Source organism: Enterobacteriaceae endosymbiont of Donacia provostii (genome assembly GCF_012570145.1).
Taxonomy (GTDB): Bacteria; Pseudomonadota; Gammaproteobacteria; order Enterobacterales; family Enterobacteriaceae.
In genome coordinates this window covers 199,111-220,334 of the sequence record NZ_CP046206.1, presented here as the reverse complement: position 1 = coordinate 220,334, position 21,224 = coordinate 199,111, and the positions used below count along the sequence as shown (strand labels likewise).

Below are 21,224 nucleotides of genomic sequence, written 5' to 3'. Positions count from 1 at the left end.
AAAAGTATAATATTATGTTACACAAAATAATTCATTTAACTAAAAAACTTGTTCAATGTCCTTCTATAAGTCCTTTTGATGCTAAATGTCAAGATATTATAATTAAAATACTTCAAAAATTAAGATTTGATATTAATATAATGAATGTTAATAATACCAAAAATTTTTGGGCAATTCACAATATTAAATATAAAAATATATATGACACTTTAGTTTTTGCAGGTCATACTGATGTTGTTCCTCCAGGAAATATAAAACAATGGAAATTTAATCCGTTTAAACCAGTTATAAAAGATAAGATTTTATATGGTAGAGGAGTTTGTGATATGAAAGGTTCTTTAGCTGCAATGATATTTGCGGCTAAAAAATTTATTTCTTATTATCCTCATTATTATGGCTGTATAGCTTTTATGATTACTTCAGACGAAGAAGGTAGTGCTAAAGATGGAACTATAAAAATTATACAAAATTTATTAGAAAAAAAAGAAAAAGTAGATTTTTGTATTATAGGAGAACCTACAAGTAATAAAATTATTGGAGATAATATTAAAAATGGGAGGAGAGGTTCATTAAATGTTAAACTAAAAATTATAGGTATACAAGGACATGTAGCATATCATAATTTAGCTAAAAATCCTATTCATATAGTAATTCCGTTATTAAATGAATTAATTCTAAAAAAATGGAGTAAGGAAAATACTTTATTACCTGCTACTAGTATGCAAATTACAAGAATTAGCTCTAATATAAAAAATAATAATATTATTCCAGGTGATATTAATATTTATATTAATTTTCGTTTTAATAATGAAATAAATTATCAGAACATTTTACAAGAATTAAAGAATATTATTAAAAAATATATTTTAAATTTTAATATAAAATGGGATTTATCTGCTAAACCCTATTTAAGTAATAAATATTATAAAAAAAAAAAAAATTTAATTCAAATAGTAAAAAAAAGTATTTATTCAATTAATAATATTAATCCATCATTAATTAATGATGGAGGTACTTCAGATGGTAGATTTATTATAAAAACAGGAGCACAAATTATTGAATTAGGCTTAAATAATTCTACTATTCATAAAATTAATGAACATGTTTATATTAATGACTTATATAATTTATATAAAATATACTATGAAATTTTAAAAAATACTTTTTTAGTTTAATATAATTTAAGAAATAAATTTTGTATTAATAATATTAATATTATAATTATTATAAATTAATATTTTTTCGGGATTTTTTAGTCCCTTAAAAAGGCAATTTTTTAAAAAAATATTATTTACAATAGATTTTTCTATGGAGTTTATATTAAATACTTGTAAACAGTTTTCTACATTTATATTAGATATAAAAATATTATCTGCAATAGGTATAAAATTACCTTTATTTCCTTCATCATATAAATAATCGATATTTAAAAAAAATTTTTGAATAAATGCAATATTTATATTGTTAATATAAATATTATTTATTTTACCTCCTCTTATTGCATTATTTTTAATTTTAAAAAAAGATTGTAATTTACCATCAATAATGCAATCTTCTATAAAAATATTTTTTATACCTCCTGAACATTCACTACCTAGTGTAATAGCTCCATGACCATTATACATATTACATTTTTTAATAATAATATTTTTAGAAGGAATATTAATTTTTCTTCCATCATTATTTGTTCCTGATTTTATTGCAATACAATCATCTCCAGTATAAAAAACACTGTTTTGAATTAAAACATTATTACATGATTCTGGATTACATCCATCATTATTTGGTCCTAAACTATTTATTTTAATATTTTGAATAATAATATTTTGACTTAAAACTGGATGTATTTCCCACATAGGAGAATTAATAATATTAATATCTGAAATAAAAATATTTTTACATAAATATAATTGAATAAAATTTGGTCTAAGAAAATGATCAATACCAAAAACTCTATTTTTGATAGGAATATTATTTTTATTCATATCTTTAAGTTTTTTTACATCATTATTTTGTAAATGATTACCATTAATATCATTTTTCCATGACCACCAATTATTAAAATTAGCTTGTCCATCTAATGTTCCTGTACCAGTTATAGCAATATTTTTTTGATTATAAGCATATATTAATGATGTATAATTAATACATTCTGTACCCTCCCATCTTGTAAACACATTATAATATTTATAAGGATCAGTATAAAATTTTAATATAGTATTATGTTGTAAATATAAATTTACATTACTTTTTAAAGTAATTGGTCCAGTATAAAATTCTCCATTTGGAATAACAACAATTCCACCACCATTATTATAACAATCATTAATAGTATTATTTATAGCATATGAAATATCATCTTTTTTTTTATGATAAGATTTAATATATTCTTTAACAAAATATTTCTTTTGATTAAAAGATGGTACTTTTATTTGATCTAAAATAGATTCTTTTTTTTTAAAATTATACATATAATATTTATAATTATTAAGTTTATTTATATATTATATATATATATTATTTAGTAATATTTGATATTAATCATTTATTAATAAATATCTAATTTTAAATATCAGATAAATTTTTTATATTTATAATATCTGTTGCTGTACCAGTATATATTTCTGCTGCTATACCAATAGATTCATAAAAAGTAGGGTGTGCATGCATAGTTAATGAAATATCTTCTATATCACATCCCATTTCAATTGCTAAACTTATTTCTCCTAATAATTCTCCAGCATTATATCCAATAATACTTCCTCCTATAATTCTATTCGAATCTTTATCTACAATTAATTTTGTTAAACCATTTTCTTCATTAGAAGATATTGCTCTACCTAATGCATTCCAAGAAAATACAGAGGTTTGATAATTTAAATTATTTTTTATTGCATTTTTTTCTGTTATACCTATCCAAGCTATTTCTGGATGCGTATATGCAATAGATGGAATAACTTTAGGAACAAAATAATGTTTTTTCCCTGAAATAACTTCTGCAGCTAAATGTCCTTCATGGATACCTTTATGAGCTAACATAGGATATCCAGTAACATCTCCTACAGCATATATGTTAGAAATATTAGTTCTCATTTGACTATCAGTTTGAATAAAACCATGATTATTAATTAATAATTTATTAAATTTTTTATTTATAAAAATAGAATTAGGTTTTCTACCAATTGCAACAAGAATTACATCATATTGTTTTGAGTAAATGGATTTATGATTATCACTAGTCATATGTACTTGTAATAAATCTTTACTATTATCTACTGATATTATTTCAGTTCCTAATATAAAATTAAATTTGTTTTTTATATTTTTTTGATAAATATTTACAATATCATTATCTACTTCAGGTAATAAATTATTTGAAATATCTATTATATCTATTTTAGATCCAAAAGTTTGATAAATTGTTGCCATTTCTAAACCAATAATACCACTTCCTATAATCATCATTTTTTTAGGAATTTTTTTTAAATTTAATGCATCTGTAGAATTCCAAATTCTTTTATCTTCATAAGGCAGAAAAGGTAAACTTATTGGTATAGATCCTGTAGCTATTATAGCATTATCAAATAATATTTTTACATTACTATTAGTTAAATTTAAACAATTATTTGTTTCTAAAAAACCCATATCATTTATAATTTTAACATTACGTTTTTTAGCTAAAAAATGTAATCCATTAGTTAATTTATTAATTACATTTTGTTTCCAATTTATAATACTATCAAAATTTATTTTAATATTATTGTTAAATATACCCTTTTTTGAAAAATTTTTATACTCTTTAATAATTTTCGCAATGTTAAGTAATGTTTTTGATGGAATACAACCTACATTTAAACAAACTCCACCTAAATTATTATAATTTTCTACTATTATAGTTTTTAATCCTAAATCACTACAACGAAAAGCTGCAGCATATCCTGCAGGCCCTCCTCCAATTACAACTACTTGAATTTTTATTATATTATTCATATTATTCTCTATTATTAATAATGTTTTTTATATATAAAATTTAAAAAAATTAAATTAATATATTTCTAATATCAGATGTTAAATAACAAATATAATTTAAAAAATTAATACCTTCTACTCCATTAATAACACGATGATCATATGATAAAGATAATGGTAACATAAGTCTTGGTACAAATTTGTTTTCTTTCCATATAGGTTTAATATTAGCTTGTGAAATTCCTAAAATTGCTACTTCTGGAGAATTTATTATAGGAGTAAAAAAACTACCTTTAAATTGACCAAGATTAGATATTGTAAAACATCCTCCCTTCATATTATTTGGATGAAGTTTATTTTTTCTTGCTTTACAAGAAAGATCTTTAATTATTTTAGATAAATTATTAATATTTTTTTTTAAAACATCAAAAATTACTGGAACTAATAAACCTTGTTTTGTATTAATAGCTATACCAATATTATAATATTTTTTAATTATTAAAGTATTATTATCTTGAGATAAAGAAGAATTAAAATTAGGATATTTTTGTAAGGCATGTGAACAAATTTTAATCATAAAACTTAATAAAGTTAATTTAATTTTTTCTTCTTTTTGAGCAAATTCTTTATTTTTTTGAATTCTAAATTTTTCTAAATTAGTAATATCTGTTTCTATATGTTGTGTAACATGAGGAATATTTTTCCAATAATTAGATAAGTTTTTACTAGAAATTTTTTGTATATTATTTAAATGAATTTCTTCACATTTACCAAATTTTTGATAAATTAAAACAGAATTTTTAATATTATTATTTTCTAATACTTTTTGAGATTTAATATATTGTAAAATATCTTCTTTTAAAATTCTATTTTTTGTACCACTAGGTTTAATATTATTTAAATCAATATTAAATTTTCTTGCTATTTTTCTTACAATAGGAGAAGAACATATATTTCTTAATGTATTATTTTTAATAAATGTTTTTATTATGTTTTTTTGATTTTCTTTTAAAACAATATTTATATACATGAATATATCATTTTTATATACATAATCATTAATTTTAATAATGATTTTCTTTACTAACCCTGAACATGTAGAAGCTATTTTAAAAATATCAATATTATTCTTAATAATAATTAAAGTTTGATTTTGTTTAAAAAACTCATTTTTTTTTACTAAAATATCAGTAACTTTCATTTTATTGAAACCAATATTTGGAATACATAATTCTTGTAATTTTATCTGTTTTTTATTTTTTTCTTCTTTTTTATTTATTGATAAATTATTAATATTATCATTTGATATTTCTAAAATTATATCTCCTTTAGTAATTATGTTACCTATAGATATTAAAATTTTTTTAACTATACCTTCTTTATTAGAAGGTATTTCAATAGAAGTTTTATCACTTTCTACTGTAATAATAGATTGTTCTTTTTTTATTTTTTCTCCTTCTTTAACTAAAATATCGGTAACTTTCATTTTTTCTATTCCTGTATCAGGAAGTACTATTTTTGTATACATATTTACCTTTTTAGGAAATTCTTGGATTATTTTTATTTATATTAATATTATTTTTTCTAATAAAATCTAAAATTAATTTTAAATTAATTAGTTTTAAATCAAATAATATATTTAAAATAGCTAAAACTACATATATTTCATTAATTTCAAAAAAATCGCGTAAATTTTTTCTACTATCGGAACGACCAAATCCATCTGTTCCTAGTACAAAATAATTATTTGTAGGTATATATTTACGAATTTGTTCTGCAAAAATTTTTATATAATCTGTTGCAGCTACAGTAGGATAATTTTTTACTATTTTTGTAACATATGGAATACGACGTTTTTCATTAGGATGTAATAAATTCCAATGATCACAATCTTGTCCTTCTCGAGCAATTTCAGTAAAGGAAGTAACACTAAAAATATCTGAATTAATATTATATTCTTGATATAAAATATGAGCTGCTTTAATCATATTAAGTAGAATAGATCCTGAACCTAATAATTGAATTGTTATTTTATTATTATTTTTGTTTATAGAATTTAATTTATATATACCTTTACAAATACCATATTGATTATATCTATTTATAGATGGCATATCATAATTTTCATTCATAGTAGTAATATAATAATAAATATTTTCTTGTTGTATTCCATACATTCTTTGTATTCCATTATTAATAATAACTGCTAATTCATATGCATAAGTCGGATCATAAGAAATACAATTAGGAATTGTTAATGAATAAATATGACTATGTCCATCTTCATGTTGTAATCCCTCTCCATTTAAAGTAGTACGTCCTGAAGTTGCTCCAATTAAAAAACCTCTTGCTTGTTGATCTCCTGCTGCCCAACAAAAATCTCCAATTCTTTGAAAACCAAACATAGAATAATAAATATAAAATGGTATCATAGGAAAATTATTAGTTGAATAAGAAGTTGCTGCAGCTAACCAAGATGCAAAAGCTCCAGATTCATTTATTCCTTCTTGTAAAATTTGTCCTTTTATATCTTCTTTATAATATGTTAATAAAGATTTATCTTGTGGAGTGTATTGTAATCCACTAGAATTATATATTCCTATTTGTCTAAATAAACCTTCCATACCAAATGTACGTGCTTCATCAGCTATAATAGGAACTATTCTATTACTAATATTTTTATCTCTTAAGAGAATATTTAATATCCGTAAAAATGCAATTGTGGTAGATATTTTTTTTTGTTTGTTTAATAAAGTACTAAACTGATCTAAATTAGGTAAAATTAATTTTTCTGTAAAGTTAATTCTTCTATAGGGAATATATCCACCTAATTTTTTACGTTGATTATGTAAATAATTATATTCTATAGAATTTTTATTAAAAGTAATATAAGGTAATTTATGTAAATCATTATCATTTATAGGAATATTTAAAGTATTTCTTATATGTTTAATTGCATCAATATCAATTTTTTTAATTTGATGAGCAATATTTTTACTTTCAGCTATTTTACCTAATCCAAAACCCTTAATTGTACGAAACAAAATAACTATAGGTTTATCTTTAATAAGATAAGCTTTTTTAAAAGCTGTATAAATTTTTTTTGGATCATGTCCTCCAAAATTTAAATTTTCTATATCTTTATCAGTAAAATTTTTGATTAAATCTAATGTTTCTGTAAATTTTCCAAAAAAATTTTTTCGAATATAAGATCCATTTTTAGAATTAAGGTTTTGAAATTCTCCATCTGGAGTTTTATCAATTAATTCCATTAGTTTACCAGTTTTATCTTGAGTTAATAAATTTTCCCAATTATTACCCCATATAACTTTAATAACTTTCCAACCAGCTCCTTGAAAAATATTTTCTAATTCATTAATAATTTTACCGTTACCATATACAGGACCATCTAACCTTTGTAAATTACAATTTATAACAAAAATTAAATTATTTAATTTTTCTCTAGACGCAATATTTAATACTCCTTTTGATTCTGGTTCATCCATTTCACCATCACCTAAAAATGCAAAAATTTTTTTATTTTTAGTTTTATATAATTCTCTGTTTTCTAAATATTTAAGAAATTTAGCCTGATAAATTGCAGCAATTGGTCCAAGTCCCATTGATACAGTAGGAAATTGCCAAAAATTAGGCATAAGTTTAGGATGTGGATAAGATGATAATCCTGAACCAAATATTTCTTGACGAAATTTGTCTAAATGATGAACATTTATTCTTCCTTCTAAAAAAGATCTAGCATAAATTCCAGGTGAAATATGTCCTTGAAAATAAATAATATCACCATTATCAGTATTATTAGACGCTTTAAAAAAATGATTAAAACAAACTTCATAAATATATGAAGAAGATTGATAAGATGCAATATGACCTCCTAAATCCAATTTTTTTTTAGAAGCTCTTAAAACAATCATTATTGCATTCCATCTAATAAAAGATCTAATTTTTTCTTCTATGATTAAATTTCCAGGATATGTAAACTCTTCTTTTTTAGAAAAAGAATTAATATAATTCTGATTTTTATAATTTAAAATAATACCCTTATTATTTAAATGTTTTATTATAGTTTTAATTAAAAATTTAGCTCTTTGAGTTCCTTCCTCTTTTATAACAGAATCTATTGATTGTATCCAATCATTTGTTTCAATTGGATCCACGTCATTATAATATAACAAGTATTTATCTGACATGGTTATTATTCCTTATTGTAATAAATAATTATAAAATATTTTTTAATTGTTATTGAAAATTTGTAGTTATTTTTATTAAAAATAGAAAATATATTTTTGTTATAATTTTAAAAATTTATCATTGTTGTTATATCACCTTTTTTCTGTAGCCATTCACGACGATCTTCTGCTCTTTTTTTAGCTAATAACATATCCATTATAGAAAATGTTTTTTTAATTTCTCTTTCATTATTATTAATAACTAATTGTACTAATCTACGACTATTAGGATTAAATGTTGTTTCTCTTAATTGAGTTGGATTCATTTCACCTAATCCTTTAAAACGTTGTATATTTATTTTTTGTTTATTATTTTGGTAATTATATTTTTTTAATATTTGTATTTTTTCATTTTCATTTAGAGCATAAAAAATTTTTTTACCAAAATCTATACGATATAATGGGGGCATAGCTACATAAATATGTCCATTTTTTACTAACGGTAAAAAATGTTTTATAAATAAAGCACATAATAAAGTAGCAATATGTAATCCATCTGAATCTGCATCAGATAAAATACAAATTTTATTGTATCTTAATTTTTTTAAGTCTTCATTTTTAGGATAAATACCAATAGCTAAAGAAATATCATATATTTCTTGTGAAGATAAAATTTCTTCAGAATTTATTTCCCAAGTATTTAAAATTTTCCCTTTTAAAGGCATAACAGCTTGAAAATTTTTGTTACGTGCTTGTTTTGCAGATCCTCCAGCTGAATCTCCTTCTACCAAAAAAAGTTCTGTTTTTTTTGTATTATGAATAATACAATCTGATAATTTACTTGGTAAGATTGAACTTATATTATAATGTTTTTTTTTAATAAGTTTTTTAGCATTTCTAATACGTTTTTGAGCATTATTTATAAAAATATTAATTAAAGTAGTTCCTATTTTAAAATTTTGATTTAACCATAAAATAAATGAATCTCTAACTATATTAGCTACAAAAATAGTACATTTTCTAGAAGCTAAACGTTCTTTTGTTTGTCCTGTAAATTGTGGATCTTGGATTTTTATAGATAAAACATATGAACATTTTTCCCAAATATCTTCTCCTAATAATTTTATATTTCTAGGTAACATATTATGAAAATTACAAAAATAACGTATTGCATCTAATAAACCTAAACGTAATCCATTAACATGAGTACCACCAAAAGTAGTAGGAATTAAATTAACATAACTTTCTGTAGGGAAACTATAATTGTTATCTAATATCCATAATAATACCCAATCTAATTGTTTAGTATCATTAACATATTTTCCTGTAAAAGGAGTATTAGGAATAGTATTAATATTTTTAATTGAACTATTTAAATATTCTAATAAACCATTTTTGTAATTCCAACAATAATTATCTGTATTATTTTTGTTTTTAAAATATACAGTTAAACCTGCACATAAAACTGCTTTAGCTTTTAATAAATTTATTAAATGAGTAACTAAAAAATTATTATGTTCAAAAAAACATTGATTTGGCCAAAATCTAATTTTTGTACCAGTTTTTTGTTGATTTAAATTTTTATAAAATTTAAGATTTTGAATTTTATATCCATTTTCAAAAATAATTGTATAAATTTTTTTTTGTTTAAAAATACTTACTTCCATTCTTTTCGATAGTGCATTAACAACAGAAATACCAACTCCGTGTAAACCACCAGAAAAATTATAATTTTTATTAGAAAATTTTCCTCCAGCATGTAAACGACATAAAATAAGTTCTATAGCAGGAATACCCGCTCTCGAATGTATATCTATAGGCATACCTCTACCATCATCAATAACTTCAAGTGATTGATCTTTGTGTAAAATTACAAAAATATTAGTTGCATAACCAGCTAAAGCTTCATCTACACTATTATCTATAACTTCTTGAGCTAAATGATTGGGTCTAGTAAGATCTGTATACATCCCTGGTCGACGTCTTACAGGATCTAGCCCTTCTAAAACTTCTATAGAATCTGCGTTATATTGATTTAAATGATTCATTTTTTATTAATTATATAATGATTTTATATGTTAAATATAAAAAAAATTCATTTTTAGTCAATTAATTTTCATCATTTTTATTATTTATCTGATATTTATTTTAAATATCAGATAAATTTTTTATATATTTTTTTTTTCTTTATACAAGGTTATAAAAATAGTTAAAATACATGAAAACAATATTCCCATTAACCAAATTAAATACCACATATTAAATTCCATTATCTATTTAATAATAAAAATCAGATTTTTTTTGAATTTCTTTCTTATTAATTTTAAAAAACATTTTTTTATAACACCAAAAAGTATACATTAAAACAAAAGGCATAAATATAATAACTATATATAACATTATTTTTAATGTTAATGTACTTGAAGTAGCATTCCAAATAGTTAAACTTTGTATAGATTTTATACTTGAAGGAACAATAAAAGGAAATATCATAATTCCTATAGTTGTAATAACACTAACAATATTTAAAATCGAAAATATAAAAGTCATTATTAATCTTTTACATATAGATGATATCATCATAAATAATGTAAAAAATATACTTAATAGTGGTATTATATATAAATATTGATGTTTTTTAAAATTATTGATCCATAAATACTTTTCATGAGTAATATTATATATTTTTAAAAAATTATTAACATCATTATCATATAATGATAAGTGTATTTTATAACCCTTTGTATAAAAAACAATACTAATAAATGATAATATTAATAAAATTATTGATAATATAGAAAATAATTTTAAAATTATATTTAATCGATAATTAATATTTTTTTCTATAATTCTAATTTGTAAATAAGATGCAGCATGATTAATAATAATGATCAGTATAGTAATACTGATTATTATACTAGAAAGATCAAATAAATCTATAAAATATCCTTTAAAAAAGATATGATAATATTTATCCATATAAAATGGAATACCTTTAAAAATATTACCTAATGTTATACCTAAAATAAAGGGAGGTATTATACTACCTATAAATATAAATATATCACATATTTGTTGCCATATTTTATTTTTAATTTTTGAACGATATTCAAAACCTATAGGACGTAAAAATAAAGATATTAATAATAATATAATTGGAATATAAAAACAGGAAAATATAGTAGCGTATACAATAGGCCATGCTGCAAATAATGCAGCACCCGTTGTAATTAACCAAACTTGATTACCATCCCAATGAGGAGCAATAGTATTTATCATAACTCTTCGTTCAAGATTATTTTTTCCAATAATAAATAATAATATACCTACTCCCATATCTATTCCATTAGTAAGAACGGATCCTGTCATTAATATAGTAATTATTAATGACCAAATTATACATAAAATTTTATGATTTAACATTAAAATAACCCAACTAATTTTTTTTGTGTAAAATATTTTCTTTTATTTTATTTTCAAAAAAATACTTACCAGTACCTAAAATACTTGGTCCTATACTAGATATTTTATATATTAAAAATAATTCTATTATTAATAGAATAGTATAAAAAATAAAAATTAAAATTATTGAAAATAATACTTCATTCAATTGAATTGAAGATCCAGCCATGTATGTTGGTAATATTTCTTTAATAGCCCATGGTTGTCTACCATATTCTGCAACAAACCATCCTGATTCAGATGCAATCCAAGGTAATGGCATCGAATACAAACATATTTTCAATAAATATTTTTTTTTTTCAATGTTGTTATTAATAACACTAAAAATAAAAACTAAAATTAATATAATAAATAAAATTATACTAGATAATACCATAATTCTAAAAGAAAAAAATAGAGGACTTATTAATGGTATAGATTTTATAGCTATATTTTTTATTTGCGAATAATTTATATTATTAATATTTTTATAATATTGTTTAACTAAAAACCCATATCCTAAAAATTTTTTATTTTTATTAAAAATTTTTATATCATCTAATGATAGATTACCATTTTTAATGTTTTCAAGAGCTATTAAAGCGCTCAAACCATTTTTAATTTTAAATTCATTTTCTTTAATTAAATCTTTTATTCCTATAATAGGTAAGGATAAAGATCTTGTTGCTATTATACCTAATAAATAAGGAATTTTTATAGCATACTTATTTAATTGTTTTTTTTGATTAGGAAAACTTATTACATTAAATGATGCTGGAGGTTTTTGTGTATTCCATTCTGCTTCAATAGCAGCTAGTTTAATTTTTTGTGTATGACCTAATTGATACCCAGATTCATCACCTAAAATTATAACAGATAAAATAGAAATTAAACCAAAACAAGAGGCAATAATAATAGATTTTTTGGCAAATTTTATATCTCTCTTTTTTAAGAGATAAAAAGAACTAATTCCAATAATAAACATTGATCCTGTAGTATATCCAGCGGTTATAGTATGTACAAATTTTGTTTGTGCTGTAGGATTAAAAATTAAATCCCAAAAATTATTCATTTCCATACGCATATTATGATAATTAAAAAAAGATGCAATTGGATTTTGCATCCAACCATTAGCAATTAAAATCCAAAGAGCAGAAAGATTAGAACCTATTGCAACACACCATGTTACGAATAAATGTTGTAATTTATTTAAACGATTCCATCCTAAAAAAAATAAACCTACAAATGTAGATTCTAAAAAGAATGCAACTAAACCTTCTATAGCTAATGGAGCTCCGAAAATATCACCAACATAATGTGAATAATATGCCCAATTTGTACCAAATTGAAATTCCATTGTTAAACCAGTAACTACACCTAAAGCAAAATTAATACCAAATAATTTACCCCAAAATTTAGTCATATCTCGATATATTTTTTTTTTAGATAAAAAATATATTGTTTCCATAATAGCTATTAAAAAAGATAATCCTAATGTTAATGGTACAAATAAAAAATGGTACATTGCTGTTAATGCAAATTGTAATCTTGATAGGTCAATAATATTTAACATTATTAATCCTTATTTAATTTTCATATTATTTATTGTAATATAATATTTAAATATTTATTTAAATAAATTTTTTTAAAAAATTAAAATTTATAAAAATAAACATATAGGATCTTCTAAAAAATTTTTTACTAACATTAAAAAACCTATAGCATCTTTACCATCTATTAAACGATGATCATATGATAAAGCTAAATACATCATAGGCATAATACATATTTTATGGTTTATAACAATAGGTCTTTCTTTAATAGTATGCATTCCTAAAATAGCACTTTGTGGAGGATTGATAATTGGAGTAGACATTAGAGATCCAAAAACACCTCCATTAGTGATAGTAAAAGTACCACTTTGTAAATCTTTTAGAGATAATTGATTATTATTACTTTTTTGAACTAATTCTTTTATTTTTTTTTCTATATTTATTATAGATAATTGATCAGTATTATATATAATAGGAGTTATTAATCCTCTTTTTGTTGCAATTGCAATATTAATATGATATTTATTATTATAAATAATATTATCTTTATCAATAAATGCATTAATTTTTTTAAAAAATTTTAAAGCTTTAGTAACAGCTTTAATATTAAAAGATGTAAATCCTAATTTTAAATTATATTTTTTAAATATAAAATCTTTATAATCATTTTTTATATTAATAATTTTTTTCATATTAACTTCATTAAATGTTGTTAACATAACAGTATTTTTTTTAGAATCCATTAATTTATTAGCAAGATACTTTCTTAAAGGACTCATTTTTTTTATTTTAAAACTATTTTTTTTTTTTTTTAAAATATTTTGAAAATTTATTGAATTATTTAATTCATAATTATTTTTTTTTATTTTTCTTCTTATTGAAGGACTATAATTATTTAATTTATTGAAAGAAAATATTTGAAAATCTTTATTTTCTATTTTATTATTATCTAAATCTTTATTTTCTATTTTATTATTATCTAAATCTTTATTTTCTATTTTATTATTATCTAAATCTTTATTTTCTATTTTATTATTATCTAAATCTTTATTTTCTATTTTATTATTATCTAAATCTTTATTTTCTATTTTATTATTATCTAAATCTTTATTTTCTATTTTATTATTATCTAAATCTTTATTTTCTATTTTATTATTATCTAAATCTTTATTTTCTATTTTATTATTATCTAAATCTTTATTAATTTTTAATATACCAATAATTTGTTGTGATTGTACTCGTTCACCTTTTTTAACCAAAATTTTTTTTAAAATACCATTAACTGTTGATGGTATTTCTAAAACTATTTTATCTGTTTCTAATTCTAGAAGAATATCATCAATATTTACTATTTCACCTGGTTTTTTATACCATTGAATGATAATTGCATTATTTACTGATTCAGGTAATTCAGGAACAATAATATTAATATTATTCATTTTTTATCCTTATAAATTTATTTTCTATTTCAAATATTAAAAACAGAAAATATTATTTTTTGTTGTTGTTCTTTATAAATATTAAAATTGCCAGTTGAAGGAGATGCGGATGATTTTCTTCCTATATAATTAATATTTAAATTTAATTTATTTTTAAAATAATTTTGGATATATATCCATGATCCTTGATTTTTTGGTTCTTCTTGACACCAAAAAAAATTTTTTATTATAGAATATTTTATAATTATTTTTTTGAAATTATTATATGGAAAAGGATATATTTGTTCTAATCTAATAAAAATTACATTTTTATTTTTAATAGAATTTCTGTATTCTATTAAATCATAATATATTTTACCAGAACAAAAAATAATTCTTTTAATATTTTTTATATCTATATTTTTATCTATATCATCTAGAACAGATTGAAATGAAGTAATAAAATATTTTAAAGAAGAACATGATAAATTATATCTTAATAAAGATTTAGGGGTAAAAATAATAAGTGGTTTTTTAAAATTATTAAATGCTTGTTCACATAATAAATGATATATTTGAGATGCATTAGAAGGAATGCAAATTCTCATATTATTTTCAGAACATAATTGCAAAAATCTTTCTATTCGTGCAGAAGAATGTTCTGGTCCCTGTCCTTCATAACCATGGGGAAGCATCATGATTAATTTACTTTGATATCCCCATTTTTTTTCTCCTGAACTAATAAATTGATCTATAATAATTTGTGCTCCATTAACAAAATCTCCAAATTGTGCTTCCCATATTGTTAATATATTTTTATAATTTAATGAGTATCCATATTCAAATCCTAAAACTGCTTCTTCAGATAGAATAGAATTATAAATATAAAATTTTCCCTGTTTTAAACCTATTTGTTTTAGGGGTGTATATGAAACTCCAGTATTTTGATCATAAATAACAGCATGTCTGTGAGAAAAAGTACCTCTTTTAACATCTTCTCCAGATAATCTACAAGATATTCCCTGATTTAAAATATTTGCATATGCTAAAATTTCTGCAGTACCCCAATCTATTTTTTTTTTACCTTGACTCATATAAAATCTATCTAAATAAATTTTTTTAACTCTATAATGAATATTGAAATTTTTAGGTAAAAAACTAATTTTAAAAAGTAATTTTTTTAATTGATTAATTTTTAATTTTTGAGCTTTTATGTTAAAATTATCATGTTTAATGTAAACATCTGTGTTAATAAAAGAATAACCTTTATTAAATAAAGTTTGATATTTTTTATATATATAATTTTTTTCTTTAATATTTAAAATATTTTGATTTGATAATTTTTTAAAATAAGAATTTTGTATTGTTTCATGATTTTTTATATTATTATACATTATTGGTTGTGTTATATATGGATCATCACTTTCATTATGACCATGTCTTCTATATGAAACTAAATCAATAAAAACATCTTTTTTAAAAAAATTTCTATATTTAATAGCTAATTTTATAATAGGTATAGTATTTTCTATATTATCAGAATTAATATGAAAAATTGGACATTGAATCATTTTAGCTATATCAGTACAATAATAACTAGATCTCATGTCATTAATTTTAGAAGTTGTAAATCCAATTTGATTATTAATAATAATATGTATAGTACCATTAATTCCATAACCTTTTGTTTGAGATAAATTCAATATTTCTTGAACTATTCCTTGTCCACTAAAAGCTGCGTCTCCATGTATATTAATAGGGATTATATAATTATCTTGAGATGAATTAATTTGAGATTTTACTATGCCCATAGAAACACAATTAATAATTTCTAAATGAGAAGGATTAAATGTTAATTGTAATTTAATTTTTTGATTATTTTTAATGATATTAGAAGAATATCCTAAATGATATTTTACATCATCTATATTTTCTTTTTTTGAAATAGTATTTTTAAATTCATTCATTATTTTTTTTATACTTTTACCCATTATATTTACTAAAACATTTAATCTTCCTCTATGTGCCATACTTAAAATTATTTTTTTATTTTTATTTTTTAATTTACTTGAATAATTTATAATTTCTTTAATAATAGGAATTAAAATATCACTTCCTTCTAAAGAAAATCTTTTACTACCTGGAAAATTTTTTGCTATATTTTTTTCAAAAACTTCTGTTGCAACTAATTCTTCAAAAATACGTTTTTTTTTTGTTATACTTAAAATATTTATTTTTGATTCTATATTTTTTTTCATCCAATGTTTTTCATAATTAATTAAATGAAAATATTCAATACCTACTGAATTACAGTATATTTTTTTAAAAGTATTATAAATATCAATAATTTTTTGATTTTTTAGTAAAGAATTTAATGTAATTTTTTTTTGTAAATCATTTATATTGAAATTATAATTTTTTAATTGTAAAATATTACTTAATTTTTTTTTTTTTAATATTAAAGGATTAATATCTGCATCATAATGTCCAAATATTCTAAAATTATTTATTAATTGATTAATTTTTTCTATTAAAAATTTATTTTTATAAAAATTATTATGTTTTAATTTGTTATTTTGAAATAAAATTTTATTTTTTTTTTTTAAAAATATAAAAAAACATTTCCATTCTTCTTCTATAGAAGAAGGATTTATTAAAAATTTTTGATATAATTTTTCAATATAAAAAATATTTTCATATAACAATTTTTCTGTAAACTTATAATTGTTCATTTTAAACTCTTATTTTAGAAAATAAATATTCATTTTATTTTAAATAAATTAATAAAATTTATATATAATTTAAAATTATATTTTTAAATAAATAATTTTTTTATTAATTTTAATTTTTTTATATAAATAAAATTATATTAAAAAATATTTTTTTAAAAAAATATTTTATTAAATAAAAATTAATATAATAAATAGTTAATATTAATTAAATATAATAATAAATAATAATATTTTGAAAATAATTTAATTATAAATATTTTATAAATTTAAATAATTATTTTAATAATAATAAATAATTTATATTTTATATAATATATTATTAAAATTAAATTAATAATTCTTGATTATATAGATTTCTTTAATAATCTGCTTACTGATATATAAGTTTTATATTTTATTATATAAATAGAATATTTATTCTATAAAATAGAAAATTTTTAAAATATTTTTTTATCAAATATAATTTTACAAATTATATTATAATATAGTAATTTTTTATAATATATTATTAGAATAATAATATTATATAGGTAAATATATTTAATGTAATTTACCTATATTTTAATCTTGTTAAATTAATAAAATATAATTTTGATTTTAAAAAATATTTATTTATGTAAATCATATATATTTTATATAAAATTTTTTAAAAAATAATAAATTACTAATAATTTAATTTATAACCATTTTTTTTGTTTAAAATAAAAATATGGAGCTAAAGCTGAAACTATCATTATAATAACAGCATAAATATATCCATATTTCCATTTTAATTCTGGTAAAAATGTAAAATTCATGCCATAATTAGAAGCAACTAAAGTTGGAGGTAAAAAAATTACAGATACTAATGAAAATATTTTAATAATTCTATTTTGTTCTATATTTATAAATCCCATAGCCGCTTGTACTAGAAAATTTACTTTTTGAAAAAGTGATTCATTATGTGGTAATAGTGATTCAATGTCTCTAGAAATTTCTCTTGCTTGTTTTATTTGATTATGTGGTAATCTAGTTTTTCTCATTAAAAAATTAACTGCTCTTTGTGTATCCATTAAACATAATCTCACTTTCCATCCAATATCTTCTAATTCAGCTAAAGTAGAAAGTGCATTATCAAATTCTTCATTTTGATGACCTTTCATAATAATACAACTTAGTGCTTCTAAATCACTATATATATTTTCAATTTCATCTGCTAATTGTTCAATTTTAGTATCCAATATATCTAACAATAATTCATAAGGATTACCATAAAACATACGATGATTATGCATACGTATTCTATATAAACGAAAAACAGGTAATTCTTTTTCTCGTAACGTATATAATCTATTATTTTTAATTGTAAATGCAACAGTAGTAGTACTAGCATGTTTATTTTTTTCTTTGTAAAAGAAAAATGAATGAATATGTAATCCTTCTTGATTTTCAAAAAATCTTGCCGATGCTTCTATATCTATCAATTCTGGTCTAGTAGCTAAATTTTGTTCAAGTAAATGATATATTTTTTTTCTTTCATAATTTTCTGGATTAATTAAATCAATCCATATTGCATCTATAAGATTATCTAAATTATGATTTAGTTTAAAATGAATTAGATATTTATTATATATTTTATATGCATTTAACATAATAACTCCTGATTAGGATATATATAAATAACAAACAAAAAAATTTTAATACATATTTTATTTAAAAAAATAATATAAATTATTATACGAAAGATTCTATATAATCAGACATTATCCATTTTATTATTTTATTATCAAACTTAATTTGTAATTTTTCATTATTTTTAAGAATTTCTATTTTTATAATTATTCCTTGACCAAAAATTTTATGATAAATTAATTGTCCTATAAAATGTTTTTTTTTTATAAAAAATTTTTCTTCTTTTGATAAAATATTAATATTTTCTATATAATTAATATTTTCTATATAATTTTTTGGTAATTCACTAATAAATCTTGATGGTATACAATTAATCTTTTTACCATATAAAAATCTTTTTTTTGTATGAGTTAAAAATAATTTATTTTTTGCCCTTGTAATTCCTACATATGCTAAACGTCTTTCTTCATTTATTAAATTTTCATTAAAAGATATTTTATTAGGAAAAATTCCTTCTTCCATACCAATAATAAAAACTTCAGAAAATTCTAAACCTTTAGAAGCGTGAATAGTCATTAGTTGTATATAATTATCTTTTTTATCATTGTTTTTATTTATATTATCATTAAATAATAAAGTTTGAGAAAGAAAATCTGTAAGAATATTATTCTTTTCTATATTTATATATTTATTATTTAATTCTAAATTATTTTGTAATGTTTTTTTTGAAAATTGTTTAGAAGCATTAATAAATTCTCTTAAATTATTAATTTTTGTATTATCTTTTTCAAATAAACAATTTTTATTATACATATCCCATAGTCCAGATTTTTTTATAGTTTTTTTAATAATTTTAGATAATATTTGAGTTTTTATATCTTTTTTTAAAGATATAATTAAAGAAATAAATTTTTTTAATGAATTTAAAGATATGGTATTTATACTATTTTTATTTTGTATTATATATAAACTAGATTTCCATAATGTTAATGAATATTTATTAGCAATATCTTTTATAACATTTAATGTATTATGACCAATACCTCTTTTAGGAATATTTATTATTCTTTCAAAAGAACTATCATCATTATGATTTAATATTAATCTTAAATAAGATAAAATATTTTTTATTTCTTGACGTTCAAAAAACTGTATACCGCCATATATCTTATATGGTATAGAAAATTTTACCATAGTTTCTTCAATAATACGAGATTGTGAATTATTTCTATATAAAATTGCAAAATTATTTAATTTACTTTTTTTTATAGTAAATTTTTGTTTTATATATTTAGCAATATATTCAGCTTCATCAAATTCATTTAATGCATAATATATAGTAATAAGATCTCCGTGACTTGAATTTGTCCATAATTTTTTTTTTAATCTACTATTATTATAAGAAATTAATTTATTTGCTACTTCTAAAATATTAGAAGTAGAACGATAATTTTGTTCTAAAAATATTACTTTTACTTTATCAAATTCTTGTAAAAAACGATTAATATTATTAATTTTAGCTCCTCTCCATCCATAAATAGATTGATCATCATCACCTACAAGAACAATTTTTGTGTCATAATTTTTATTATATAATAAAGATATGCATTTATATTGTATATCATTAGTATCTTGAAATTCATCTATTAAAATATTTTGAAATCTTTTTTGATATATTTTTAATATATTAGGATTATCTAAAAATAATTTATATAAATAAAATATTAATTCATTAAAATCAATAACTTCTGTTACTTTACAAAATTGTTGATATTCATTATAAATTTTAGATAAATTAATATTATATAAATTATTTTTGTAAATATATTTATTAAATAAATTATTTTTTATATTGTTTATATATTTTAAAATATTATCTACAGAATAAATTTTATCTTTTAGAGATAATTTTTTTAAAATTCTTTTAATAATAATTTTTTGATCATAATTATCTATAATTTGAAAATTTTTTGTTAATCCTACATTTGAATAATGTATTCTTAATAAATAATAAGCGAAACTATGAAAAGTACCTATCCAGATATTATTATTCTGAATTGTATTTGTTAATAATGATTTAATTCTATTTTTTATTTCTAATGCAGCTTTATTTGTAAAAGTTACTGCTAAAATAGATTTTGGAGAACAATTTTCCTTATAAATTAACCAAGCGATTCTACGAATTAATACTAGAGTTTTACCACTACCAGCACCTGCTAATATTAATAAATTTTTTCTATTTTCAGATACTACTTCTTTTTGTTTATTATTTAAATTTTTTAGTAAATCTATATTTTTCATTTATTGAAATGC

At 19.9% G+C, this 21,224-nt stretch carries 13 protein-coding genes; 1 reads left to right on the top strand and 12 read right to left on the bottom strand.

The features are described from left to right. Positions 1-14 precede the first annotated feature (14 nt). Entirely contained in the window at positions 15-1,175 is a 1,161-nt protein-coding gene (gene dapE, locus GJT93_RS01045; RefSeq protein WP_168821767.1) for a succinyl-diaminopimelate desuccinylase, read from the top strand. Positions 1,176-1,181: 6 nt separating this feature from the next. Here the strand turns inward: dapE and GJT93_RS01040 are convergent, their stop codons facing one another. The 12 genes from GJT93_RS01040 to GJT93_RS00985 form a co-directional block, all read right to left on the bottom strand. Further along, the gene (locus GJT93_RS01040; RefSeq protein ID WP_168821766.1) at positions 1,182-2,471 is read right to left on the bottom strand and encodes a glycoside hydrolase family 28 protein; all 1,290 of its coding nucleotides are present in this window, start codon (positions 2,469-2,471) and stop codon (positions 1,182-1,184) included. A gap of 94 nt (positions 2,472-2,565) precedes the next feature. Further along, positions 2,566-3,990, bottom strand: coding sequence for a dihydrolipoyl dehydrogenase (gene lpdA, locus GJT93_RS01035; protein ID WP_168821765.1), 1,425 nt, complete (start codon positions 3,988-3,990; stop codon positions 2,566-2,568). Positions 3,991-4,039: 49 nt separating this feature from the next. Next, on the bottom strand, positions 4,040-5,497 hold the full coding sequence (locus GJT93_RS01030; RefSeq protein ID WP_168821764.1) for a 2-oxo acid dehydrogenase subunit E2: 1,458 nt from the start codon (positions 5,495-5,497) through the stop codon (positions 4,040-4,042). 10 nt (positions 5,498-5,507) lie between these two features. Then, positions 5,508-8,177, bottom strand: a complete 2,670-nt coding sequence (gene aceE / locus GJT93_RS01025) for a pyruvate dehydrogenase (acetyl-transferring), homodimeric type (RefSeq protein ID WP_168821763.1) — start codon at positions 8,175-8,177, stop codon at positions 5,508-5,510. 107 nt (positions 8,178-8,284) lie between these two features. Further along, positions 8,285-10,204: a DNA topoisomerase IV subunit B gene (gene parE, locus GJT93_RS01020; protein ID WP_168821762.1), complete on the bottom strand. Its 1,920-nt coding sequence runs from the start codon at positions 10,202-10,204 to the stop codon at positions 8,285-8,287. Positions 10,205-10,324: 120 nt separating this feature from the next. Continuing rightward, entirely contained in the window at positions 10,325-10,414 is a 90-nt protein-coding gene (locus tag GJT93_RS02295; protein ID WP_168821761.1) for a cytochrome bd oxidase small subunit, CydX/CbdX family, read from the bottom strand. Between the two features lie 19 nt (positions 10,415-10,433). After that, a complete protein-coding gene (cydB, locus tag GJT93_RS01010) occupies positions 10,434-11,579 on the bottom strand; it encodes a cytochrome d ubiquinol oxidase subunit II (protein ID WP_168821760.1) in 1,146 nt (381 codons plus the stop codon). 13 nt (positions 11,580-11,592) lie between these two features. Then, positions 11,593-13,170, bottom strand: a complete 1,578-nt coding sequence (locus GJT93_RS01005; RefSeq protein ID WP_168821759.1) for a cytochrome ubiquinol oxidase subunit I — start codon at positions 13,168-13,170, stop codon at positions 11,593-11,595. A gap of 87 nt (positions 13,171-13,257) precedes the next feature. Then, positions 13,258-14,589, bottom strand: coding sequence for a dihydrolipoyllysine-residue succinyltransferase (gene sucB, locus GJT93_RS01000; RefSeq protein ID WP_168821758.1), 1,332 nt, complete (start codon positions 14,587-14,589; stop codon positions 13,258-13,260). A 29-nt stretch (positions 14,590-14,618) separates the two neighbouring features. Continuing rightward, a complete protein-coding gene (locus tag GJT93_RS00995; RefSeq protein ID WP_168821757.1) occupies positions 14,619-17,300 on the bottom strand; it encodes a 2-oxoglutarate dehydrogenase E1 component in 2,682 nt (893 codons plus the stop codon). A gap of 677 nt (positions 17,301-17,977) precedes the next feature. Further along, the gene (gene corA / locus GJT93_RS00990) at positions 17,978-18,931 is read right to left on the bottom strand and encodes a magnesium/cobalt transporter CorA (RefSeq protein ID WP_168821756.1); all 954 of its coding nucleotides are present in this window, start codon (positions 18,929-18,931) and stop codon (positions 17,978-17,980) included. Between the two features lie 82 nt (positions 18,932-19,013). Next, on the bottom strand, positions 19,014-21,212 hold the full coding sequence (locus GJT93_RS00985) for a UvrD-helicase domain-containing protein (protein WP_168821755.1): 2,199 nt from the start codon (positions 21,210-21,212) through the stop codon (positions 19,014-19,016). Between the last annotated feature and the right edge of the window lie 12 nt (positions 21,213-21,224).

Coding starts and splice junctions, on each gene's coding strand:
- GJT93_RS01005 (WP_168821759.1), bottom strand. CDS start 13,170: ATGTTAAATATTATTGACCTATCAAGATTACAATTTGCATTAACAGCA.
- lpdA (WP_168821765.1), bottom strand. CDS start 3,990: ATGAATAATATAATAAAAATTCAAGTAGTTGTAATTGGAGGAGGGCCT.
- GJT93_RS00985 (WP_168821755.1), bottom strand. CDS start 21,212: ATGAAAAATATAGATTTACTAAAAAATTTAAATAATAAACAAAAAGAA.
- aceE (WP_168821763.1), bottom strand. CDS start 8,177: ATGTCAGATAAATACTTGTTATATTATAATGACGTGGATCCAATTGAA.
- GJT93_RS02295 (WP_168821761.1), bottom strand. CDS start 10,414: ATGTGGTATTTAATTTGGTTAATGGGAATATTGTTTTCATGTATTTTA.
- corA (WP_168821756.1), bottom strand. CDS start 18,931: ATGTTAAATGCATATAAAATATATAATAAATATCTAATTCATTTTAAA.
- GJT93_RS00995 (WP_168821757.1), bottom strand. CDS start 17,300: ATGAACAATTATAAGTTTACAGAAAAATTGTTATATGAAAATATTTTT.
- parE (WP_168821762.1), bottom strand. CDS start 10,204: ATGAATCATTTAAATCAATATAACGCAGATTCTATAGAAGTTTTAGAA.
- cydB (WP_168821760.1), bottom strand. CDS start 11,579: ATGTTAAATCATAAAATTTTATGTATAATTTGGTCATTAATAATTACT.
- GJT93_RS01030 (WP_168821764.1), bottom strand. CDS start 5,497: ATGTATACAAAAATAGTACTTCCTGATACAGGAATAGAAAAAATGAAA.
- sucB (WP_168821758.1), bottom strand. CDS start 14,589: ATGAATAATATTAATATTATTGTTCCTGAATTACCTGAATCAGTAAAT.
- GJT93_RS01040 (WP_168821766.1), bottom strand. CDS start 2,471: ATGTATAATTTTAAAAAAAAAGAATCTATTTTAGATCAAATAAAAGTA.
- dapE (WP_168821767.1), top strand. CDS start 15: ATGTTACACAAAATAATTCATTTAACTAAAAAACTTGTTCAATGTCCT.